General features: G+C 40.8%; 21 protein-coding genes. 11 read left to right on the forward strand and 10 right to left on the reverse strand.

Annotated elements, in window-relative coordinates; genetic code table 11:
• Positions 1–62: 62 nt before the first annotated feature.
• The 8 genes from QZ407_RS05925 to QZ407_RS05960 all read right to left on the reverse strand — a co-directional run bounded on the left by QZ407_RS05925 (position 63) and on the right by QZ407_RS05960 (position 6,706).
• Positions 63–479 carry a cytochrome c gene (locus QZ407_RS05925; RefSeq protein ID WP_295768646.1) on the reverse strand — a complete coding sequence of 139 codons (417 nt, stop codon included), beginning with the start codon at positions 477–479 and terminating at the stop codon, positions 63–65.
• Positions 476–1,132: an SCO family protein gene (locus QZ407_RS05930; protein WP_295768648.1), complete on the reverse strand. Its 657-nt coding sequence runs from the start codon at positions 1,130–1,132 to the stop codon at positions 476–478. The genes QZ407_RS05925 and QZ407_RS05930 overlap by 4 nt, the downstream gene beginning before the upstream one ends.
• Positions 1,129–1,533, reverse strand: a complete 405-nt coding sequence (locus tag QZ407_RS05935) for a hypothetical protein (protein WP_295768650.1) — start codon at positions 1,531–1,533, stop codon at positions 1,129–1,131. Before QZ407_RS05935 ends, QZ407_RS05930 begins: the two co-directional genes overlap by 4 nt.
• Before the next feature lie 14 nt (positions 1,534–1,547).
• Entirely contained in the window at positions 1,548–1,745 is a 198-nt protein-coding gene (locus QZ407_RS05940; RefSeq protein ID WP_295768652.1) for a heavy metal-binding domain-containing protein, read from the reverse strand.
• A 1-nt stretch (position 1,746) separates the two neighbouring features.
• The gene (locus QZ407_RS05945) at positions 1,747–3,201 is read right to left on the reverse strand and encodes a PepSY-associated TM helix domain-containing protein (RefSeq protein ID WP_295768654.1); all 1,455 of its coding nucleotides are present in this window, start codon (positions 3,199–3,201) and stop codon (positions 1,747–1,749) included.
• Between the two features lie 3 nt (positions 3,202–3,204).
• Entirely contained in the window at positions 3,205–5,535 is a 2,331-nt protein-coding gene (locus tag QZ407_RS05950) for a TonB-dependent receptor (RefSeq protein ID WP_295768656.1), read from the reverse strand.
• Between the two features lie 294 nt (positions 5,536–5,829).
• Positions 5,830–6,201 carry a hypothetical protein gene (locus QZ407_RS05955; RefSeq protein WP_295768658.1) on the reverse strand — a complete coding sequence of 124 codons (372 nt, stop codon included), beginning with the start codon at positions 6,199–6,201 and terminating at the stop codon, positions 5,830–5,832.
• 52 nt (positions 6,202–6,253) lie between these two features.
• Positions 6,254–6,706, reverse strand: a complete 453-nt coding sequence (locus tag QZ407_RS05960) for a DinB family protein (protein ID WP_295768660.1) — start codon at positions 6,704–6,706, stop codon at positions 6,254–6,256.
• Between the two features lie 112 nt (positions 6,707–6,818).
• On the opposite strand from QZ407_RS05960, the gene lysA reads away from it, so the two are divergent.
• From lysA to folB, 3 genes are all read left to right on the forward strand, one after another.
• A complete protein-coding gene (gene lysA / locus QZ407_RS05965; RefSeq protein WP_295768662.1) occupies positions 6,819–7,997 on the forward strand; it encodes a diaminopimelate decarboxylase in 1,179 nt (392 codons plus the stop codon).
• A 233-nt stretch (positions 7,998–8,230) separates the two neighbouring features.
• Positions 8,231–9,586 (forward strand): GH1 family beta-glucosidase, encoded by a 1,356-nt coding sequence (locus QZ407_RS05970; RefSeq protein ID WP_295768663.1) that lies wholly within the window; start codon positions 8,231–8,233, stop codon positions 9,584–9,586.
• A gap of 47 nt (positions 9,587–9,633) precedes the next feature.
• On the forward strand, positions 9,634–9,993 hold the full coding sequence (gene folB / locus QZ407_RS05975) for a dihydroneopterin aldolase (protein ID WP_295768666.1): 360 nt from the start codon (positions 9,634–9,636) through the stop codon (positions 9,991–9,993).
• Here the strand turns inward: folB and QZ407_RS05980 are convergent.
• Positions 9,990–10,439, reverse strand: a complete 450-nt coding sequence (locus QZ407_RS05980) for a thioesterase family protein (RefSeq protein ID WP_295768669.1) — start codon at positions 10,437–10,439, stop codon at positions 9,990–9,992. The genes folB and QZ407_RS05980 overlap by 4 nt on opposite strands.
• 144 nt (positions 10,440–10,583) lie before the next feature.
• Between QZ407_RS05980 and QZ407_RS05985 the strand changes: the two genes are divergently transcribed.
• Positions 10,584–11,024, forward strand: a complete 441-nt coding sequence (locus QZ407_RS05985) for an Hsp20/alpha crystallin family protein (protein ID WP_295768671.1) — start codon at positions 10,584–10,586, stop codon at positions 11,022–11,024.
• Positions 11,025–11,213: 189 nt separating this feature from the next.
• On the opposite strand, the gene QZ407_RS05990 is transcribed toward QZ407_RS05985, so the two are convergent.
• The gene (locus QZ407_RS05990; RefSeq protein WP_157541147.1) at positions 11,214–11,705 is read right to left on the reverse strand and encodes a YajQ family cyclic di-GMP-binding protein; all 492 of its coding nucleotides are present in this window, start codon (positions 11,703–11,705) and stop codon (positions 11,214–11,216) included.
• 151 nt (positions 11,706–11,856) lie between these two features.
• Here QZ407_RS05990 and ppk1 point away from each other — a divergent pair, with 151 nt between their 5' ends.
• From ppk1 to rplT, 7 genes are all read left to right on the forward strand, one after another.
• Positions 11,857–13,914: a polyphosphate kinase 1 gene (gene ppk1 / locus QZ407_RS05995; protein WP_295768676.1), complete on the forward strand. Its 2,058-nt coding sequence runs from the start codon at positions 11,857–11,859 to the stop codon at positions 13,912–13,914.
• Positions 13,911–14,792, forward strand: coding sequence for an ethanolamine ammonia-lyase reactivating factor EutA (locus tag QZ407_RS06000; protein WP_295768679.1), 882 nt, complete (start codon positions 13,911–13,913; stop codon positions 14,790–14,792). Before ppk1 ends, QZ407_RS06000 begins: the two co-directional genes overlap by 4 nt.
• Positions 14,793–14,947: 155 nt before the next feature.
• Complete coding sequence (locus QZ407_RS06005; protein WP_295768682.1) at positions 14,948–15,508, forward strand: UbiX family flavin prenyltransferase; 561 nt, start codon at positions 14,948–14,950, stop codon at positions 15,506–15,508.
• Between the two features lie 212 nt (positions 15,509–15,720).
• On the forward strand, positions 15,721–17,646 hold the full coding sequence (gene thrS, locus QZ407_RS06010; protein ID WP_157541159.1) for a threonine--tRNA ligase: 1,926 nt from the start codon (positions 15,721–15,723) through the stop codon (positions 17,644–17,646).
• Between the two features lies 1 nt (position 17,647).
• Positions 17,648–18,214: a translation initiation factor IF-3 gene (gene infC, locus QZ407_RS06015; RefSeq protein ID WP_157541162.1), complete on the forward strand. Its 567-nt coding sequence runs from the start codon at positions 17,648–17,650 to the stop codon at positions 18,212–18,214.
• 73 nt (positions 18,215–18,287) lie between these two features.
• Entirely contained in the window at positions 18,288–18,488 is a 201-nt protein-coding gene (gene rpmI / locus QZ407_RS06020) for a 50S ribosomal protein L35 (RefSeq protein WP_295768686.1), read from the forward strand.
• Positions 18,489–18,565: 77 nt separating this feature from the next.
• Positions 18,566–18,913 carry a 50S ribosomal protein L20 gene (rplT, locus tag QZ407_RS06025; RefSeq protein WP_157541168.1) on the forward strand — a complete coding sequence of 116 codons (348 nt, stop codon included), beginning with the start codon at positions 18,566–18,568 and terminating at the stop codon, positions 18,911–18,913.
• Positions 18,914–19,021: the final 108 nt, after the last annotated feature.

Here is a 19,021-nt window from a genome sequence, read left to right on the forward strand (position 1 = left end):
TCGGGTTAAATTTAGCTGCTAAGCTTTTTATGGCCGGAATGACAATCGGGTAAATATTTCGCTTAATTACAGGCCTCTAATTCTTTATTCACTTGCTCAACACTATGCAGTCCTGAGTGATTACCGAAGTTATTTTGCACATAGGTAAGTACCTGTGCTATTTCTACCGGTGCAAGGCCCGAAGGAGGCATTTCGCCATTAAACGGCTTTCCGTTTACCAGTATAGGTAACTTTAAGCCATTTTTGATATAGCAAGCCAGTTTATTGCTGTTGGTCTTTAAATAAACCGAATCCGTTAGCGGTGGTATAAGCGCTGCCAGACCTTCGCCCTGCGCTCCATGGCAATTTTGGCACCGGGTTTTGTAAAGTTCCTGCCCGGTAGTGTAGTATCGCATATACTCCAGCTTTTCATCGCTTTGGCATGAGTAAACAACTGTTATAACCGCAATAAAGAAAATGGCAATTATTGTGAACTTCATTGTGCTATCATGCTTTGAGGTTCAGTTTGCAGCAGCTTCATGTCTTCAATAAGTTTTGCTACCTGCTCGGGGTTGGTACCATCGTAACTACCGCGTATACGCTTTTGCTTGTCAATCAAAACAAAGTAACCTTGATGTACATAACCGCCAGGAGCTTTGTTGTCTTCCATCACTGCTACAAGGTAACTTTCGGCCAGTTTGTAAATGGCTTGCTTGTCACCTTGTAAAAACCACCAGTTATTTCCGGTAATTCCCATTTTATCAGCATAGTTTTTCAAAACAGCTACGCTATCATGCCGCGGATCAATACTATAGGAAACAATTTTAACATTGCCTGATTTTTTAAATTCATCATATACCTTAAGCATATTACGGTGCATAATAGGACATATTGAAGGGCAGCTTGTAAAGAAGAAATCGGCCACGTAAATACTACCGTCTAATGATTTCCGGGTAACTTTTTTACCATATTGATTAACGGTTTCAAAATCAGGGATGGTATGATAAATGGTATCAGCAACTGTTTTGCCGTTTACGGTTTTAGTAACCGCTTCGCGGTTTCCGTATATGGGTAGCAAGGTATCGCTTTTGTTGGAGGTATTGCATGCCGCTAAGCCAAGTAGGCAACATGCACTTAAAATCAAAGCTTTCATTTCTTTTGAGTTGATAAGTATTGGTTTGACTGATTAATTGCAGCATCTAATTGCTTGTTCACCTTTTCAATCTGTGTTTTTTGGTCGGCCATGTACTGCATAACCTCATCGTGCGATTTTCCTTCATGCTCCACCTCAAACTGGTGCATCCAGTCTTCCATTGCCTTATCGGCTGCGCTAAGGTTTCGGGTTACGGAAGATGCTGTTGCACTATCAACGGCCTTGGTTTTAATAAGGCTATCGAGCAATATATTGTTTTTAACCACCTGTTCGCTTTTTTCCATGGCAACATCATGAACTTTTATTACCTCGTTCATAGCATCCTTTTCCTGCGCTTTATGGTCACTGCATGAGGCTAATAATGAACCAGCGAGTGTTATAATCAAATATTGTTGTTTCATTGCTTGTTATTTAATCAGTCTTCCTTTGCAACCAGGTCCATGCCGCATTTAGGGCAAGTGCCGGGCCTTAGTTCAGCTACTTTGGGATGCATAGGGCAGGTGTAAACCGTTTTATCTGCAGTATTTTCAATTGGTGTCTTCTCTTGTTTTTGTGCAGGTTGTTTGCATGCGGCAAATGCAGCCATAATGCAAATGATCATTGTTTTTTTCATGTTATTTGTTTTTAATAAAGGCTGCAAAACCGAACAAAGATACAACTAATACACCCGCTGCCGCCAGCATACTAACTATATCACGTACATTCTTACCTGCCCATGTCATGCCAAAATACTTGTGCAAAAATATAAATGATAAAGCTTCCAGGCGATCAATGCCTGCAACCTTACTTGCCAGCTTAGCCGATGAGGTTTCTATGTACCAATCCTCATGTTGAGGATAGCTGATTTTTATAACAGGCAATCGCTTGTTGATAAAGCCATACTCGGGTGTAAATTGTTTAATTAACTCTGTGCTAGCTTTATAAGTCGTGTTGTGTTCTGTATCACTTCCACGATAGTAGTTGCTTAAATAAAGCGCAAATTTCCTATCACCGTCTAGAATTTCGGTGACGGATTGCGTGTCAAAATATTTCACCAATTTTTTTGTATCAGTTACCTGGTAAAACGTGATGTCTTTGTATTTTATTAAAGAGGTGCGTTTAATAAGACTATCGGCAATAGGAAAGTTAAGATTGCTTACCTGAAGATCGGTGCGGTTAATCAACTGCTCAAACGGTTGTTTGGTATCCGTCCTACCTGTTAGTTTCACCCACAGATGGAAGCCGCCGCTTATTGTAAAGGTTAACATCACAAATGACACCACTAGTCCTAATTGGCGGTGATACCGGTGAACAAAACGTTTTTCTTTTTTGCCCTCAATTTTTTGTTTTTCCTGTATCTGCTTAAAACGTTTCCAAAACAAACCATAAACAATGATGCCCGAAAAGAGCGACAGTGTCATTATTGCAACCACAATTAGCAATGTAACCTGCCTGAAGGTTTCGCCAAAAGCATCAGCTAAAAACTGCCAGCTGTGAAACTGCCTGAAAATCCATAATAAAGTTTTACGCGTATTGTTGTTGAAAGTGCCTAACCGACTTTGATTCGTTTCTACATAAACGTCCATTCCATCTGCGCGGTTAAAAGCTATTTTCCAAACAGGCAGCAAACGGTTTATGGGTTGGTAAGTAGCATCAAAAGTTGTTTGTAAGTTGATGCTTTTGATTGATGATACTGAATCCTGCGTAAAATAGCGGGCCAAGTAGACAGCATATTGCTTATCGCCGTTCGGTAGTAATACGCCGTCAATTGCTGAATAGTAACGGTAACTACTATCAGGCATTAATGCCTGATAGTAAGTTTGTTTATTGAAATTAACTAAACTAAAATTGCGGATAGTTAAAATTTTGTTTTGGTCCATTACCTGCTGTAATGAAAGTACCGGGGCCATCTGCTGTTGAGTCCTTGGCTTAAATAACTCCTGCGGAATAAACGGCCTGAACCAGTTAGACATGAATGGGTGTGAAAGCCCGCTTATGCTCCAAAAAATAACCGGTATCAAGCTAATTAAACCTAATATGCGGTGCCATTTGTAAAACTGTTTTTTTGCTACTAATGATTGGTTTTGCATGGCTTAAGGTTTTGATAGTGAGTAACTTATACCAAGTGTATAAGTGCGTGGTGGCGCGGCATAGTAGGTGTCGCCATATTGGTTGCTGGTTACCGATGTTGCATAAAGTTTATCAGTTATGTTAAGTACATTGAACCACATACCTGCACCCTTTAAAAAAGGTCCTTTAAAATCATAACCTAACCTCATATTTACAAGGTTATAACCGCCATAGGTTTTGGTATTGGCAGGATTAGTATAGTATGAATTTATATGTTGCCATTCGGGCGCAATACGAAATCCTTTTGCAAACTGTGGCCTGTATGTCAGCTCAGCATTGGCAATCCAGGTTGGTGCGTTGGCCATGCGGTTGCCATCATAAATAAGGGTAGTTGTTTGTCCACCAGATGTGCGTACTTCACTATAATCTTTGTATGTATGCCACGCATTTGTTCCGCTGAAGCGAAAAGTGAGTTGTTGTACCGGCGCGTAAGTTACAGTATACTCAATGCCGCGATGACGGGTTGCCCCAGCATTTTGGTTTTGTGTAGTATTATCGGGTAGCAACTGACTGATAATTTCGTTTCTTCCATCAAGCTGATAAAGGCTCATTTCAGTATAAAGCCTTTTATCCAAAACAGCGAACCAGCCACCAACCTCATAGTTGTTAAATGTGGCCTGCTTTAATGGGGTTTGCTGCCGCGAGTTGAATAAATCTCCGGTTTCGGGAGGTTGAAAGCCAATACTGTAGTTTGCATACAGTCCTTTGTTATTACCCAGGTTATAGGTTAAACCTAGTTTAGGTGCTAAAACGTCAAAATTGTTACTTTGCTGCTGTTTGTATTTGGTGTTTGTTGATGGTAGTCGGTTACGAAAGTTGTAGTTGACCCTGTCATACCGCAAACCTGCTACAATGCGCAACTGCTCAATTGGCTTTAGCTCATATTGTGCATATGCTGCCGTGTTGAAAAGTTTGATGCGGTAATCGTCAATAAAAACACCTGTGTTAATGAAGCCGGTGTAGTAATTGCGGTTAACATCTTTTTGAATGTTTAATGATTGTGCGTAGAACGAGCTAGGACTGTTATCTAAATACACGCCGGCTATCAATCTCGAATGCAAAAAAGCAAAATCAACCCTGTGCTGTGCAAGTACCCCGTAGCTGTTAAAAGACTGATCGTTCACCTGTCCGTTTGAGCTTACATACTGTCCTTGCGCGTTGCGAACATCTGATATAAAATAGCTGGGCAGTTGTGCTGTGGAGTTGTTGCGATAATATAGGGTAACGAACGTATTGCTGGCTTGGCTCCAGGCATGTTCCAATTTAACGCTCGACCTGAATGCCTTAACCTTGCGATAAGTAAAACGCTGATTGCTGCTGTAGCTGCGATTATAAAAACGTGCGCTATCCAATGATCCGGGCGTTTGCGTATTTAGGAAATTGTATGTGGCTGATGCAGTTAAACGGGTGGACACATTAAAATTATAAGTAGCTTTCAACGTACCCGAGTACTTATCAAAATCGGTATAATCTTGCCATCCATTTTTTTGGTGTGCAATATAACCTCCGGCATATAAGCCAAATTTGCCGGATGTAAACCCACCATCGGCATCAACGCGGCGATAATGATAGTTGTCACCCTGCAATTGAACACGAGCTGCATAACCGCCCGGCGGATTAGGCGTAATGAAATTAACAGCGCCACCAACCGAATTACTGCCATATAATGATGAGGCAGGGCCTTTGATAACCTCAATATCTTTTACGCTGTTCATATTAATTTCGTAAAGTGAATTGTGATTAAATATGCCGGTGGGCCGAATGGGAAGGCCATCCTCCATATACAAGTAAAGTGCATTGTAGGTTATAGGCTGCCGTATGGCCATGGTATGCTGCTCGTTACCCAAATTTACCATATAAACACCAGCCACCTTGTTAAGTAACTGGTATAATGCCGTTGCTTTAGTTTCCTGCATTACAACGGAATTAATTTTACTTATGGCGACAGGCGCACTCGAACGCGACTGTCCTTCACGACTGGCCGAAACTATAACAGGCTGCAAATCAACAGCCGATGGAGATAAGCTAACATTTAGCGTTGTTTGACGGGTAGCCGGTTGGCTAACAGTGGCAGTGTATCCCATAATAAAAAAACGCAATTGGCCTGAGGCGTTGATGCTGTAATGGCCGTTGCGATCAGTTGTGGTGGCAACGGTTGGCTCACTTGAGGTTGTGATGCTAACGCCTGCTAATGGCTCGTGCGTAACAGCATCTGTTACCGTACCTGTAAGGCTGTTTTGGGCATAAACGCCCAGATGTATTGTGAAAAGTAATAACAATAAAATTTTACGCATAGTAAATGCTTAAGGCATTGCTGCCAGGTAATTAAAAGATTGATTTTTGTAGCACGGCTATTCCAAAGGGCTATGTTGGACGTGAGTCCATCAAATACCTCGAGGTTGTATCTCTGGCAACCAAAATTTTGACATTGCACGCAAATACAAGCAAGCAATATTCCCTGCTTGAGAGCGAATAAAAATGACGCTAATGAAGGCTTGTAAATTTCCCCGCACTGTCAGTCACAAAACTTCTACTGAGATGACATTAATGATTGAGGAATCAACCAATAACCGTAAAAAGAAAGAATACTATGCTTGCCGTGGAGGGCGAAGAAGGGATTGGCTTACTTGCTGCGGAACCATGGCCTGGTAACGCATAGGGAACGATTGCAGCAATTGGGCATGAAACTCAAACTCAAAGCTAACCGTAACGCAGGCATCCTGAAACAAGCTTTTTTGAATCTGGCGTTCGGCACTGCGTTCTTTTTCCTCGGCCTGTTTAATCTTTTTCATTAAAAAACAGCGGCCGTTACAATGCATCCAGGGCTTATCGCGGTTTTCGCAAAGCTTTTCGGCAATGTATTTTTGGTTAGCTTCGTAACCTGCGTAAATAAACAGCCGCGAAAAATTGGCTGTTACCGTTAGGCAGATGAGCAGTAAGGCTACAAAGCGTTTTAACATTGCCGCAAAACTAAGGCTTATGCGGTAGCCTTGCAAACCAATTTTGCTTTTATTACCGGGTATAAAATATGTAATCGGTTGATGGAAGCTCCTTTATACCGGCTTTTTTAAGTTCCTGCCCAACTTGCGCACGGTGATGAGTGCCATGATTAATTACATGCGTTAGGATATCAATAAGTTTGTTTGTGTATTGCACACCCTTGGTTGTTGTATAAGTGATAGGTTTTTCAAAGTCTTCGGTACTTAAGTTTTCAATATAGTTAATCCATTGTGTATGGTTTTCTTCCATAATGTACTTCAACTGCACCGCCTGCCAATCGGGCCAAACTGTTAAACCGGCGGCATCGTCTTTACGGCACCTTGATAGCCATACTTGTTGTGCGCCTAGAATATGCGCAGTAAGTTTTACAGCTTTGTCGGGTTCATTGCTTTGAAATAAAAGATCGAGCATTTGCAAGTTGCTATGCAAATCGTAATTAAACAGGTTGATGAAATGGGTTTTCATATCAAAATGTAGGTTGTACCGGCAATAGTATGAATTTATTTGTAGTCATTTGTCCGTTTTTATTATCTTAAATATTACTTTTAGCGCTCTTAATCAAGGTAATTTAAACAGCATGTTCTCAGCACAGCATATAAACCAGTTTAATCAGCTGGAAACTCCTTTTTACTATTACGACCTTAACCTGTTGCAACAAACTGTAACGGCTTGTACCCAGGCAGCGGCGCAGTACAACTACCATGTGCATTATGCGCTTAAGGCAAACTTTAACCCTAAAGTATTACAAACCATGCAGGCTGCAGGTATTGGCGCCGATTGTGTGAGCGGTAATGAAGTCAAAGCTGCCATTGAACATGGCTTTAGTAATAACAAAGTAGTATTTGCCGGTGTAGGAAAATCTGACCGTGAAATAAATGCTGCATTGGATGCCGATATATTTTGCTTCAACGTCGAATCTGTTCAGGAATTGGTGGTTATTAATGATCTAGCTGCAGCTAAAGCAAAAACTGCACGCGTGGCTATTCGAATTAACCCTAATGTTGATGCGCATACTCATCATTATATTACTACAGGTTTGGAAGAAAACAAGTTTGGCATAAATACCTGGCAGCTGGACGATGTACTATTCACGCTTAAAAATTGCGCTAACCTGGAGTTTATTGGCGTGCATTTTCATGTTGGGTCGCAAATTACCAATCTTGAAGTGTTTAAAAACCTGTGTACACGCGTTAACGAGTTGCATGATTGGTTTGACAACCAGGGATTAGCTATCAAAGTATTGAATGTTGGTGGCGGTTTAGGTGTTGATTATTATAATCCAGATACCAATTCAATTTGCGACTTTGAGAGCTACTTTAAAGTCTTTAGCGAACACCTTAAGGTAAAAGAAGGGCAGGAGGTTCACTTTGAATTGGGGCGTGCATTGGTTGCTCAAAGCGCTTCATTAATATCCAAGGTGTTATATGTTAAAAACGGGCAAAAGAAGAACTTTTTGATTTTGGATGCGGGTATGACCGAGCTTATACGCCCAATGCTGTATCAGGCCTACCATCACATTGAAAATATTAGCAAGCAACACACAGCCTATAATACAATTAATTATGATGTAGTTGGGCCTATATGCGAAAGTACTGATTGTTTCCGTACAGATGTTGCTTTGCCCGAATCGCATCGTGGAGATTTGATAGCAATGCGTACAGCGGGAGCTTACGGTGAAGTAATGGCTTCGGGCTATAACCTACGCGATAGGGTACAAAGCGTATATTCACAACCTGAACAGGTTGAGGTAGTATAAGGTCATCAAAACTTAATGTGCCGTTAATATTTGCCTTCTTATCTTGGTATCAACAAATCACCGGGACACATGAAAGCATTACAATTCATTAAAGACGTGCTAATTAATCTGCAAGACCTTTTAATATTACGCAGCTTAAAATCGTCTTTTATTCATTAATGGTTATTTGCAAATATTTGCGTTATCCATTTAGTTCGAACAATTTTGCCCCTGCAATGGTTGGGGTTTGTTAAATGGATACTCATACTACTGCACAGTTGTTTACTAAACACTCGTTTGGCCCTGGCTTTAGCTGGGGCGTTTCTACGGCTGCTTTCCAAACCGAGGGAGCTTGCCTTGCCGATGGTAAGTCTGCTTCCATTTGGGATGAATTTACCGGCAGGAAAGGCAAGGTGCATGGTAATCAAAATGCTCAAACAGCTTGTGATTTTTACCATCGGTACAAGCAGGACATTGACGTTATAAAGCAGCTCAATATTCCTAATTTTCGTTTTTCTATTGCCTGGACACGCATTTTGCCTGATGGTACCGGCAAGGTGAACCAGGCGGGTATTGATTATTACAACAAGGTAATTGATTATTGCATTGAACAAGGTATTGAGCCATGGCTTACCGTATATCATTGGGATTTGCCGCTTTGCCTTGAGCTTAAAGGTGGCTGGACCAACCGCGAAAGCATAGAATGGTTCACAAACTTTGTAAGCGTTTGTGCCAAGGCATTTGGCAACCGTGTTAAACACTGGATGGTGATGAATGAGCCGGCCGTTTTTACAGGCGCAGGTTATTTTTTGGGTTTGCATGCGCCTGGGCGCACCGGATTAAAAAACTTTTTACCTGCCGTACACCATGTTACCATGAGCATTGCTTCAGGTGCCAACACGTTAAGAACATTACTTCCTCAAGCTATAATTGGCAACACATTTTCCTGCTCACATATTGAACCGCTAACTACTAAGCCGCGTGACGTAGCTGCCGCAAGCCGGGCTGATGTACTTATAAACCGGCTTTATATTGAGCCGTTGCTGGGCATGGGTTATCCTATAGCTGATTTGCCCGTGCTGCAGCGTATAGAAAAATATATAAAAGACGGTGATGAGCAAAAGCTATCATTTGATTTTGACTTTATAGGCATCCAAAACTATACGCGCGAGGTTGTTAAATACTCCATGTTTACGCCTTATATACAAGCCAAGTTGGTTGAGGCTAAAACCCGTAACGTGCCTTTGACTGAAATGGGCTGGGAGATTTACCCCCAGGCTATTTATGAAATGGTAAAGAAGTTTAGTGCCTATCAGAAGGTAAATAATATTATCATTACCGAGAATGGTTCGGCTTTTAAAGACACCGTTACCGGTGATACCATTGAAGATGTTTTACGCATACAATATTTGCATGATAACTTACAGCAGGTACTAAAGGCTAAGCAGGAAGGGTATCCGGTAAATGGTTATTTTGTGTGGACGCTTACTGATAACTTTGAGTGGGCGGAAGGTTACCGCCCGAGGTTTGGACTTGTGCACATTAACTTTGATACGCAGGAACGTATTATTAAAAATTCGGGTTATTGGTACCGGGATTTTTTAAAGTAGTAGAATTTTTCACTTACTTAAAGGCTACCTCAAACACCATTTGCATTATGATAAAGGTTGGATTATACGGCGCTGAGTTTTTTGCACGGCATGGCTACTACAGTGAAGAGCAAATTTTAGGTAACCGTTTTGTAGTTACCATTGAAGCCACCTTCAACCCTCAACATCCTGATATAAATGACGATTTAGAGAAAACGCTTAATTACGAGCAATTATGCCAAATTGCTCATGAATACATGAAGCACCCGCAAAAACTGCTCGAAACCGTTGCACAAGGTATGGCCAATACCATTATGGAGCAATTCCCTTATATTACTAACCTGCAGGTGGAGCTAAAGAAACTTAACCCGCCTTTAAAAGGGCAGGTAGCAGCATCGGGCGTTACGGTATACGTTAACAATAATTAATTTGTATTGGTAATCAGTCCAGGCTCGTCATAGTCAATCATACGCTGACGCTCATTTGCAGGAATTGGCACCGATTTCAAATTAGCGTAGTCGTAACTGATGCATACTGACTTTCCTGTAGTGCAGATTTCCTCTTCACCATCAGCATTGATTTTTACCAAAACATACATTACATCAAAGCTGCTGTTTCCTATGCGCGATGTGCGCAGGTAGCAAGCTATCTGATCATCAACCTTAATGGGTTTGAGATAATTTACCTCAGACCGTCCCAATATTACGCCGCAACTATTAAAGTCCCATTGAGCAATTTCCTTCCAATAACTCAGGCGGGCAATTTCAAAGAAGGTTAAGTAAATGGTATTACTTACGTTTCCATAAGCATCAATATCCGAAAAGCGGATAGGTATAGGAGCTTTAAATTTATAGTTTGCTAAATTTTCAGTCATTTTGTGTCAACTTGTCTTGTGAAAATATTTTAAAGCGACAAAAAGTCACGAAATATTTCCTTTTTAAATGTTTTTAAGCGTTGGTATACCGCTTGTATAGGTACCTACGAAATTAATAAAAAGAAACTTTTGGAGGATATAAAAATGACTTTAGTGAAATTTAACAACGGACACAGAAAACCAGCAGTTGCACCTCGTTTTATTGATGTGTTTGATTCAATTTTCAATGATCAGTTTTTGAACACGGCTAACATAGCGAAAATACCGGCAGTAAACATTACCGAATCAGAAGCTGCGTTTGATATTGAATTTGCGGTACCTGGTTTGCAAAAAGAAGATTTTAAAATAAACGTTGAGAAAAACGTTTTGACGGTAGCTGCCGAGGTAAAACAGGAAGAAGCTACAGAAAGTAAAAAATACAGCAAAAAGGAATTTAGCTATAACTCATTCAACCGTTCATTTACCCTGCCTGAAACTGTTGACCAAAACAACATTGAGGCAGCATATACCAACGGTATATTGAAGTTAACAATAGCTAAAAAAGAAGAAGCTAAGTTACAAGCACGCGAAATTGCAGTGAAGTAATCAAGCAAAGAATGTTTTCATAAGTTAAGTGTTGGTTTAGTTTAGATTAAAGCCGCCTCTGTTTACAGGGCGGCTTTTTTTATATTTCGAGCCGGAATTTTAAGAATTAATCGGATTGTAAGAGTTTATAACAGTAGATAAGTAAACCTGGCATTTATAAAATTTTTAAAATTCCGGCTTGAATATTTTCTAAGCTCTCATATTTATGTATTGTAAAGGCTGACCAAAATCTTCGCCGCGGCATACGCTTATTACGGCCTGCAGGTCGTCAATTTTTTTACCTTGAACGCGTACCTGGTCGTCCATAATAGAAGCCTGAACCTTTAAGCCGCTGTCTTTAATTTTTTTAACAATTTTTTTAGCAACCTCTTTATCAACGCCTTCTTTAATGCTGATCTCTTTTCTGATCATGTTGCCTGAGGCATATTCTTCTTTTCCAAAGTCAAGGGCCTTAGGGTCTAAACCTTGTTTTACCATACGGCTTATAATAGCATCCTGAATAGCTTTCAGGCGCATATCATTTTCAGTAACTACGGTTAGCTGGTTTGTTTTTTTATCATGGTCAACAGTGCTTTTTGAGTCGTTAAAGTCATAACGGTTTAAAATTTCTTTTTTAGCGTTATTTATGGCGTTATCAAGCGTTTGAGCATCTATTTTACTTACAATATCAAATGATGGCATAAGGCAGTGTGTTTAATATGTGAATCGCAAAGTTAATTTTAACAGTATCTATAAACAAAACAGCTTCAAAATATATTGAAGTTAATATTATGTTAACATTTAAATAGGCAGTTTTGCGTACGCACACGCAGAACCCCTGTGGTGTTTTTTTATGGCTGATAGAACAATTCCTTTAATTAACCGAGAAATAAGCTGGTTGTACTTTAACGACCGAGTTTTACAGGAAGCGGCCGATATAACGGTTCCGCTCATTGACCGTATAAAGTTCCTTGCTATTTTCTCGTCAAACCTGGATGAGTTTTACCGTGTGAGGGTAGCCACTCTGTCAAGGCTTACCAATCTCAACGAAAAATCGAAGGCATTGTTGGGTTATAATCCTAAAAAGGTGCTTAACCAAATCAAAAGCATTGTAATAAAGCAGGAAAAAAAGTTCCATAACCTTTACGAGAATATTATCATAAAACAGCTTGCCGAAGAAAAGATATTTATTCTTAACGAGAAGCAGTTGAACGTGTCTCGCGGGGCGTTCGTAAAAAAATACTTCCGCGAAAAGCTTTTGTCAACCCTGGTGCCCATTATGCTTGAAGACGACAGGCAACTGCCTATGCTGCATGATAGGGCCATTTATTTTCTCGTGAAACTTACCAAGGGTAAAAAAACAAGACTGGCACTTATTGAGCTGCCTAGCAACTTATCCCGCTTTCTTATACTCCCCGAAACCAATCAATTAAAATTTATCATACTGGTTGATGATATTATCAGATACAGCCTCGAAGACATATTCTTCATTTTTGAATATGATAGCATGGAGGCTTATTCTATACAGCTTACACGCGATGCTGAGCTTGATCTTGATAAAGAGGTAAGCGAAAAGTTTATTGATGCCCTTTCAAAAAGCCTGCAAAAACGTAAGAAGGGGCGGCCAATGCGTTTGCTGTACGATGCCGAAATGCCTGATGATATGCTTGCCCAGCTTAAACGTAAATTGGGCTTAAATACCGAAAATATGATACCGGGTAACCGCTATCAAAATTTTAAAGATTTTATTGCTTTCCCTAATGTAGGTGGCCCCGAATTAGAGTATAAGCGTAACCGCCCTTTGTCGGTTGATGGGCTGTCGTTTGGGAAGAGCCTGATGAGTTTGGTAGCCGTTAAAGATTATCTCATCAGCACACCTTATCAGTCATATGATTATGTAATTCATTTCCTGCGTGAAGCGGCTATTGATCCTAAAGTAGTTGAAATAAATATTTCGGTATACCGCCTTGCCGAGGATTCGCGTATTATGCACGCGCTTATTAACGCTGCCCAAAACGGTAAAAAAGTAAACTGCTTAATTGAACTGCGGGCACGTTTTGACGAGCAAAACAACATTCAGTGGACCCGTCGCCTTGAAGATGAAGGCATCAAGGTTATACATGGCGTTCCGGGTTACAAGGTGCATGCAAAAATATGCTTGGTTGTACGTATGGAGAAAGGTAAGCCCGCTTACTACGGTTGCCTTTCAACCGGCAACTTTAATGAGAAAACAGCTAATATTTATGCTGACCATACACTGCTAACCGCCAATAAAAAGCTAACGCTGGATATGCTTAGCGTATTCAGGGCTATTAACAAGGGTCAACTGGCGAAAGATATTAAGCACCTGGTAGTATCGCCGGTTGACTCACGGCCGGCTCTTTACAAGTTTATTGATACCGAGATTAATAACGCTAAGGCAGGTAAAGAGGCGTACATGATTTTAAAGATGAATAGTTTGGCTGATGAACAAATAATTGCCAAGCTATACGAAGCCAGTAACGCAGGTGTGAAAATTAGAATGCTGATACGTGGCATGTGCTGCCTCATTCCGGGGGTAGAGGGGTACAGTAAAAATATTAAAGTTTACAGCATTGTAGATAAATACCTTGAACATGCCCGGGTGCATGTATTTGCAAACGGGGGTAAAGAGCTGATTTATTTGACCTCGGCCGATTTTATGACCCGCAATATTGACAATAGGGTGGAAGTAGGGTTTCCTATTTACGATGAAGATATAAAACAGGAAATTAAGGATATACTTGAAATCCAACTGCGCGACAATACCAAGTCGCGCGAGATTAACAAGAGTAATACCAACAGATACCATCGCACCCGTACCGACACTCATCACCGTGCACAGGTGGAGATCTATGAATATTTGAAACAACTTAATACTTTAACAACTTGAGATACGCCGCAATTGATACCGGCTCAAACGCAGTACGCCTGCTTATAGCCGACATTATACAGAACGACGGAAAAATTACATTCAAAAAAAACACGCTTGTACGCGTACCCCTGCGTTTAGGTGACGATGCCTTTTTGGATAAAAATATATCAGACCGTAAGGCCGAAGATTTGGTTAAAACCATGTCGGCATTTAAAAACCTGATGGACGTTTACAAGGTAAGTGATTATATGGCCTGTGCAACATCGGCCATGCGCGAAGCTAAAAACGGCCCCGAGCTAATAAAGCGTATTAAGCAGGAAGCTAACCTCGACCTTGAAATAATCCATGGTGATAAAGAGGCAGGCATAATTTACGCCAGCCACAAGGGTGTTGATCTGGATGAAAGTAAAACATATTTGTATATTGATGTTGGCGGCGGTAGTACTGAGCTTTCATTGTTTGCCAATGGGGAATTGGTTGCCTCTCAATCATTTAACATTGGTACTATCCGTATATTAGATAACCAGGATAAAGAAGAAACCTGGCGCGAGATGCAGGACTTTGTACGCAAACATACTAAAGCATATAAGTTAATATACGGCGTAGGTACCGGGGGTAATATTAACAAATTGTTTAAGCTAAGCGATGAGAAGGATGGTGAGGCATTAAGCTACACAAAGCTTAAATCGTTATATAGCTACCTTTCGTCTTATTCGTTGAAAGATCGCATTAACGTGCTGAAGCTCAACCAAGACCGTGCAGATGTTATTATACCGGCTTGCGAAATTTATACTACAGTAATGAAGTGGGCAAACATTAAATCTATATACGTTCCAACCGTTGGTATGGCCGATGGCATCATTCAAACTTTGATCGAAAAGAATTTGTTGAAATAAATTTAATTAAATTTTAATATACAGATTATAGTTTCTATATTTGTAATGCCCTCTCATAGGGCATGTTTTTCATAGGTAGATGTAGGGTCGAGTAGTAATATTCGACCCTTTTTTATGCTTTCAACTTTTCTACCTTTGCCCTGTTTAGTTTTGTGATGAAAAGGAAAATTGTAGTTGCTATTACCGGCGCAAGCGGTGCTATTTACGCTAAATTATTACTGCAAAAGCTTCAGGAGCTGGCTACCCAGGTAGCAGACGTAGGCATCATTATGTCAACTAATGCCAAACAGGTTTGGGAAACCGAGCTTGATAATACCGACTACCAGAACTTACCTTTCAAGTTTTACGATAAGCATGATTTTATGGCCCCCTTTGCATCGGGCTCGGCACGTTATGATACCATGGTGGTTATTCCATGCTCTATGGGTACACTTGGTCGTATAGCATCCGGTGTATCTGACGATTTAGTAACCCGTGCTGCCGATGTAATTTTAAAAGAGCGCAGAAAGCTTATCCTTGTTGCCCGCGATACGCCTTTAAATCTCATCCATATCCGCAACATGGCAACTGTAACCGAGGCGGGTGGTATTATTTGTCCGGCAGTGCCATCATTCTACAGTAAACCACAAACCATTGAAGAAGTAGCCTTAACAGTGGTAAACCGGGTAATTGATTTGATTGGTTTGGAGCATGATAGCTACCGCTGGAATGAATAACGAATGGCATCAAAAGATTTTAAGTCATAGCTTTCCGCGTTAGATGATTGTTTGAATTACTGCTATGAATGTCGTGAAGGCGCCTTAAAATCATGGCCGAATAATCAATGCAATCCTAATAAATATTCTAACTTTGGCACCCAATTAACAATCACTTCCGTAGGTGATTAAACAGTAATATTTTTTAAAAGAACAATAAATCATAGTTGTAGATGATTAACATTACACTTCCTGATGGTTCCGTTCGTCAGTACGATAAAGGAATCACTTCTATGCAAATTGCACAGTCAATTTCTGAAGGTTTAGCCCGTAACGTTTTAGCCGCCGAAGTAGATGGCGCAGTGTGGGATGCAAGTCGCCCAATTGAGCAAGATGCCAGTGTTAAATTATTAACCTGGACAAATGATGAAGGTAAAGCTACCTTTTGGCATTCGTCAGCTCACTTAATGGCAGAGGCTTTAGAAGCCTTGTATCCGGGTACCAAATTTGGCATTGGTCCGGCTATCGAAACCGGTTTTTATTACGACGTTGACTTTGGCGACCGTACCTTTGCTCAGGAAGATTTCAAGAAAATTGAAGATAAAATGCTCGAGCTTGCCAAAACCAAAGCCGAGTATATACGCAAGCCGGTAAGTAAAGATGAAGCTGTTGCCTACTTTACTGATAAAGGCGATGAATACAAACTTGATCTTATTAAAGATCTTCCTGATGGTTCAATAACCTTTTACTCACAAGGTAATTTTACCGATTTATGCCGTGGTCCGCATATTCCCAACACCGGTTTTATCAAGGCAGTAAAGTTGATGAATGTAGCGGGTGCATACTGGCGCGGTGATGAAAGCCGCAAACAGTTAACCCGTATTTACGCCGTAACTTTTCCAAAGGCCGGCGAACTTGCCGAGTATTTGAACATGCTGGAGGAGGCAAAAAAGCGTGATCACCGTAAGTTAGGTAAAGAGCTTGAGCTGTTTGCCTTTTCTGAAAAGGTAGGCATGGGTTTACCATTGTGGTTGCCGAAAGGCACCGCTTTGCGTGAGCGTTTGGTTAACTTTTTACAGCGTGCACAGGTTGCAGCTGGTTACGAGCAGGTAATTACGCCGCACATTGGTCATAAAAACCTATATGTAACTTCTGGCCATTACGAAAAATATGGTAAAGATAGCTTCCAGCCTATACAAACTCCGCAGGAGGGAGAGGAGTTTTTCCTGAAGCCGATGAACTGCCCGCACCATTGCGAAATCTATAAAACCAAACCACGTTCTTACAAAGATTTGCCTGTACGTTTCGCCGAATTTGGAACAGTATACCGTTACGAGCAAAGTGGAGAGCTTCACGGTTTAACCCGTGTGCGTGGCTTTACTCAGGATGATGCCCACTTGTTTTGCCGCCCCGACCAGGTTAAAGAAGAATTTAAAAAGGTAATTGACCTGGTTCTTTATGTATTCAACGCTCTTGGCTTCCAGGATTACGTTGCACAGGTTTCCCTACGCGACCCGGAAAACAAAGCCAAGTACATAGGTACCGACGAAAACTGGCAGCTTGCCGAAACTGCAATTATCGAAGCGGCAGAAGAGAAAGGCCTGCGTACAGTGATAGAATTGGGCGAGGCAGCGTTCTACGGTCCTAAGCTTGATTTTATGGTGAAGGATGCTTTAGGCCGTAAATGGCAGTTAGGAACCATTCAGGTAGATTATAACTTGCCCGAGCGTTTTGAGCTTGAGTATACTGGTAGCGATAATCAAAAGCATCGCCCGGTAATGATTCACCGTGCACCTTTTGGTTCTTTGGAGCGATTTGTGGCTGTTTTAATTGAGCACTGCGCCGGTAACTTCCCGTTATGGTTATCGCCCGAGCAGTATGTTATTTTGCCTATTTCAGAAAAGTATGAAGATTATGCAAAAAAACTTTCACAAATGCTTAATAATTCCGATATTCGCGGGCTAATTGACTTTAGAGATGAAAAAATCGGTCGCAAAATACGCGACGCCGAAGTCAAGAAAATCCCATATATGCTGATTGTGGGCGAAAAAGAAGCTGCCGAAGGCACGCTATCAGTTCGTAAACATGGCACCGGCGATTTGGGAAGCATGAGTATTGAAGATTTTAAACAACAATTAATTAAAGAAATAACCATATAACTTGGCATTAAATAAACCGAATTTCAGAGGTCCGCGTCCTCCTTTTAAGAAAAAGGAAGCAGAGCACAACATTAATAACTTCATTAAAGCTCCCGAAGTGCGTTTGGTGGGCGATAACGTGGAGCAGGGAATTTTCTCTACCCGCGATGCGTTGGCCATAGCACAGGAACAAGAGTTGGATCTGGTTGAAATATCTCCTAACGCTGTTCCTCCTGTTTGCCGTGTGATTGACTATAACAAGTTCATCTACGAGCAAAAGAAGAAGATGAAGGAGATTAAAAGTAATGCTAAGCAAACCATCATTAAGGAGATCCGTTTCGGGCCTAATACTGATGATCATGACTTTAACTTTAAGCTGAAGCATGCCATTGGTTTCCTTGAAGCAGGTGAAAAGGTGAGGGCTTACGTACACTTTAAAGGCCGTGCAATTGTTTACAAAGAGCAGGGTGAAATTTTATTGCTTAAGTTTGCACAGGCACTTGAAGAAGTGGGCAAGGTTGAGCAGTTACCCAAGCTTGAAGGTAAACGTATGTTTTTAATTGTTGGCCCTAAAGCCGCTAAAAAGTAGTAGTTAACAATCAGTAATATACTGATTAAAGATAATACGCTGTGGAAGCGTAGGAATAAAATAAATAAGTGTTATGCCAAAAATGAAAACCAATTCCAGTGCCAAAAAGCGCTTTAAGCTTACTGGAACCGGTAAAATTGCAAGAAAAAACGCATACAAAAGCCACATCTTAACCAAGATGTCAACAAAACGTAAGCGTGCCTTAGGTCAGACCAGCATGGTATCTGAAGCCGACATGGGTAACGTTAAACGTATGCTTTGTATCGGAAAGTAATTCATTAATTTTTAACCAGGTATTCGAGTTCGTAAAGTTTCCTTTAATGGAACACTCACTACCAAAAAAGCAAAAAAATGCCACGTTCAGTTAACGCAGTAGCGTCGAGAAGACGCCGGAAAAAAATCATGAACCTTGCAAAAGGTTATTATGGTTCACGCAGCAAGGTTTACACCATTGCAAAAAACACAGTTGAAAAAGGTTTACAGTACGCTTACCGCGACCGTAAAACCAAAAAAAGAGAGTTCCGCGCTTTATGGATCCAACGTATTAACGCTGGTGCCCGTCAGCATGGTATTTCTTACTCACAATTAATGGGTAAGTTAAACGCCAGCGAAATTGGCTTAAACCGCAAAGTATTAGCTGATTTGGCTATGAATCACCCAGAAGCTTTCAAGGCTGTGGTTGATGCTGTAGCAAAGTAAGCTACTCTTACATACAAGCAAACAAAACGCCTGCTAATTTTAGCGGGCGTTTCTTGTTTGTAGATGCTTAGTTAAGTGCTTATGCTTTTTTTCAAGCGTTCTTTATTT

This window comes from uncultured Mucilaginibacter sp., assembly GCF_913773635.1.
Classification (GTDB): domain Bacteria; phylum Bacteroidota; class Bacteroidia; order Sphingobacteriales; family Sphingobacteriaceae; genus Mucilaginibacter.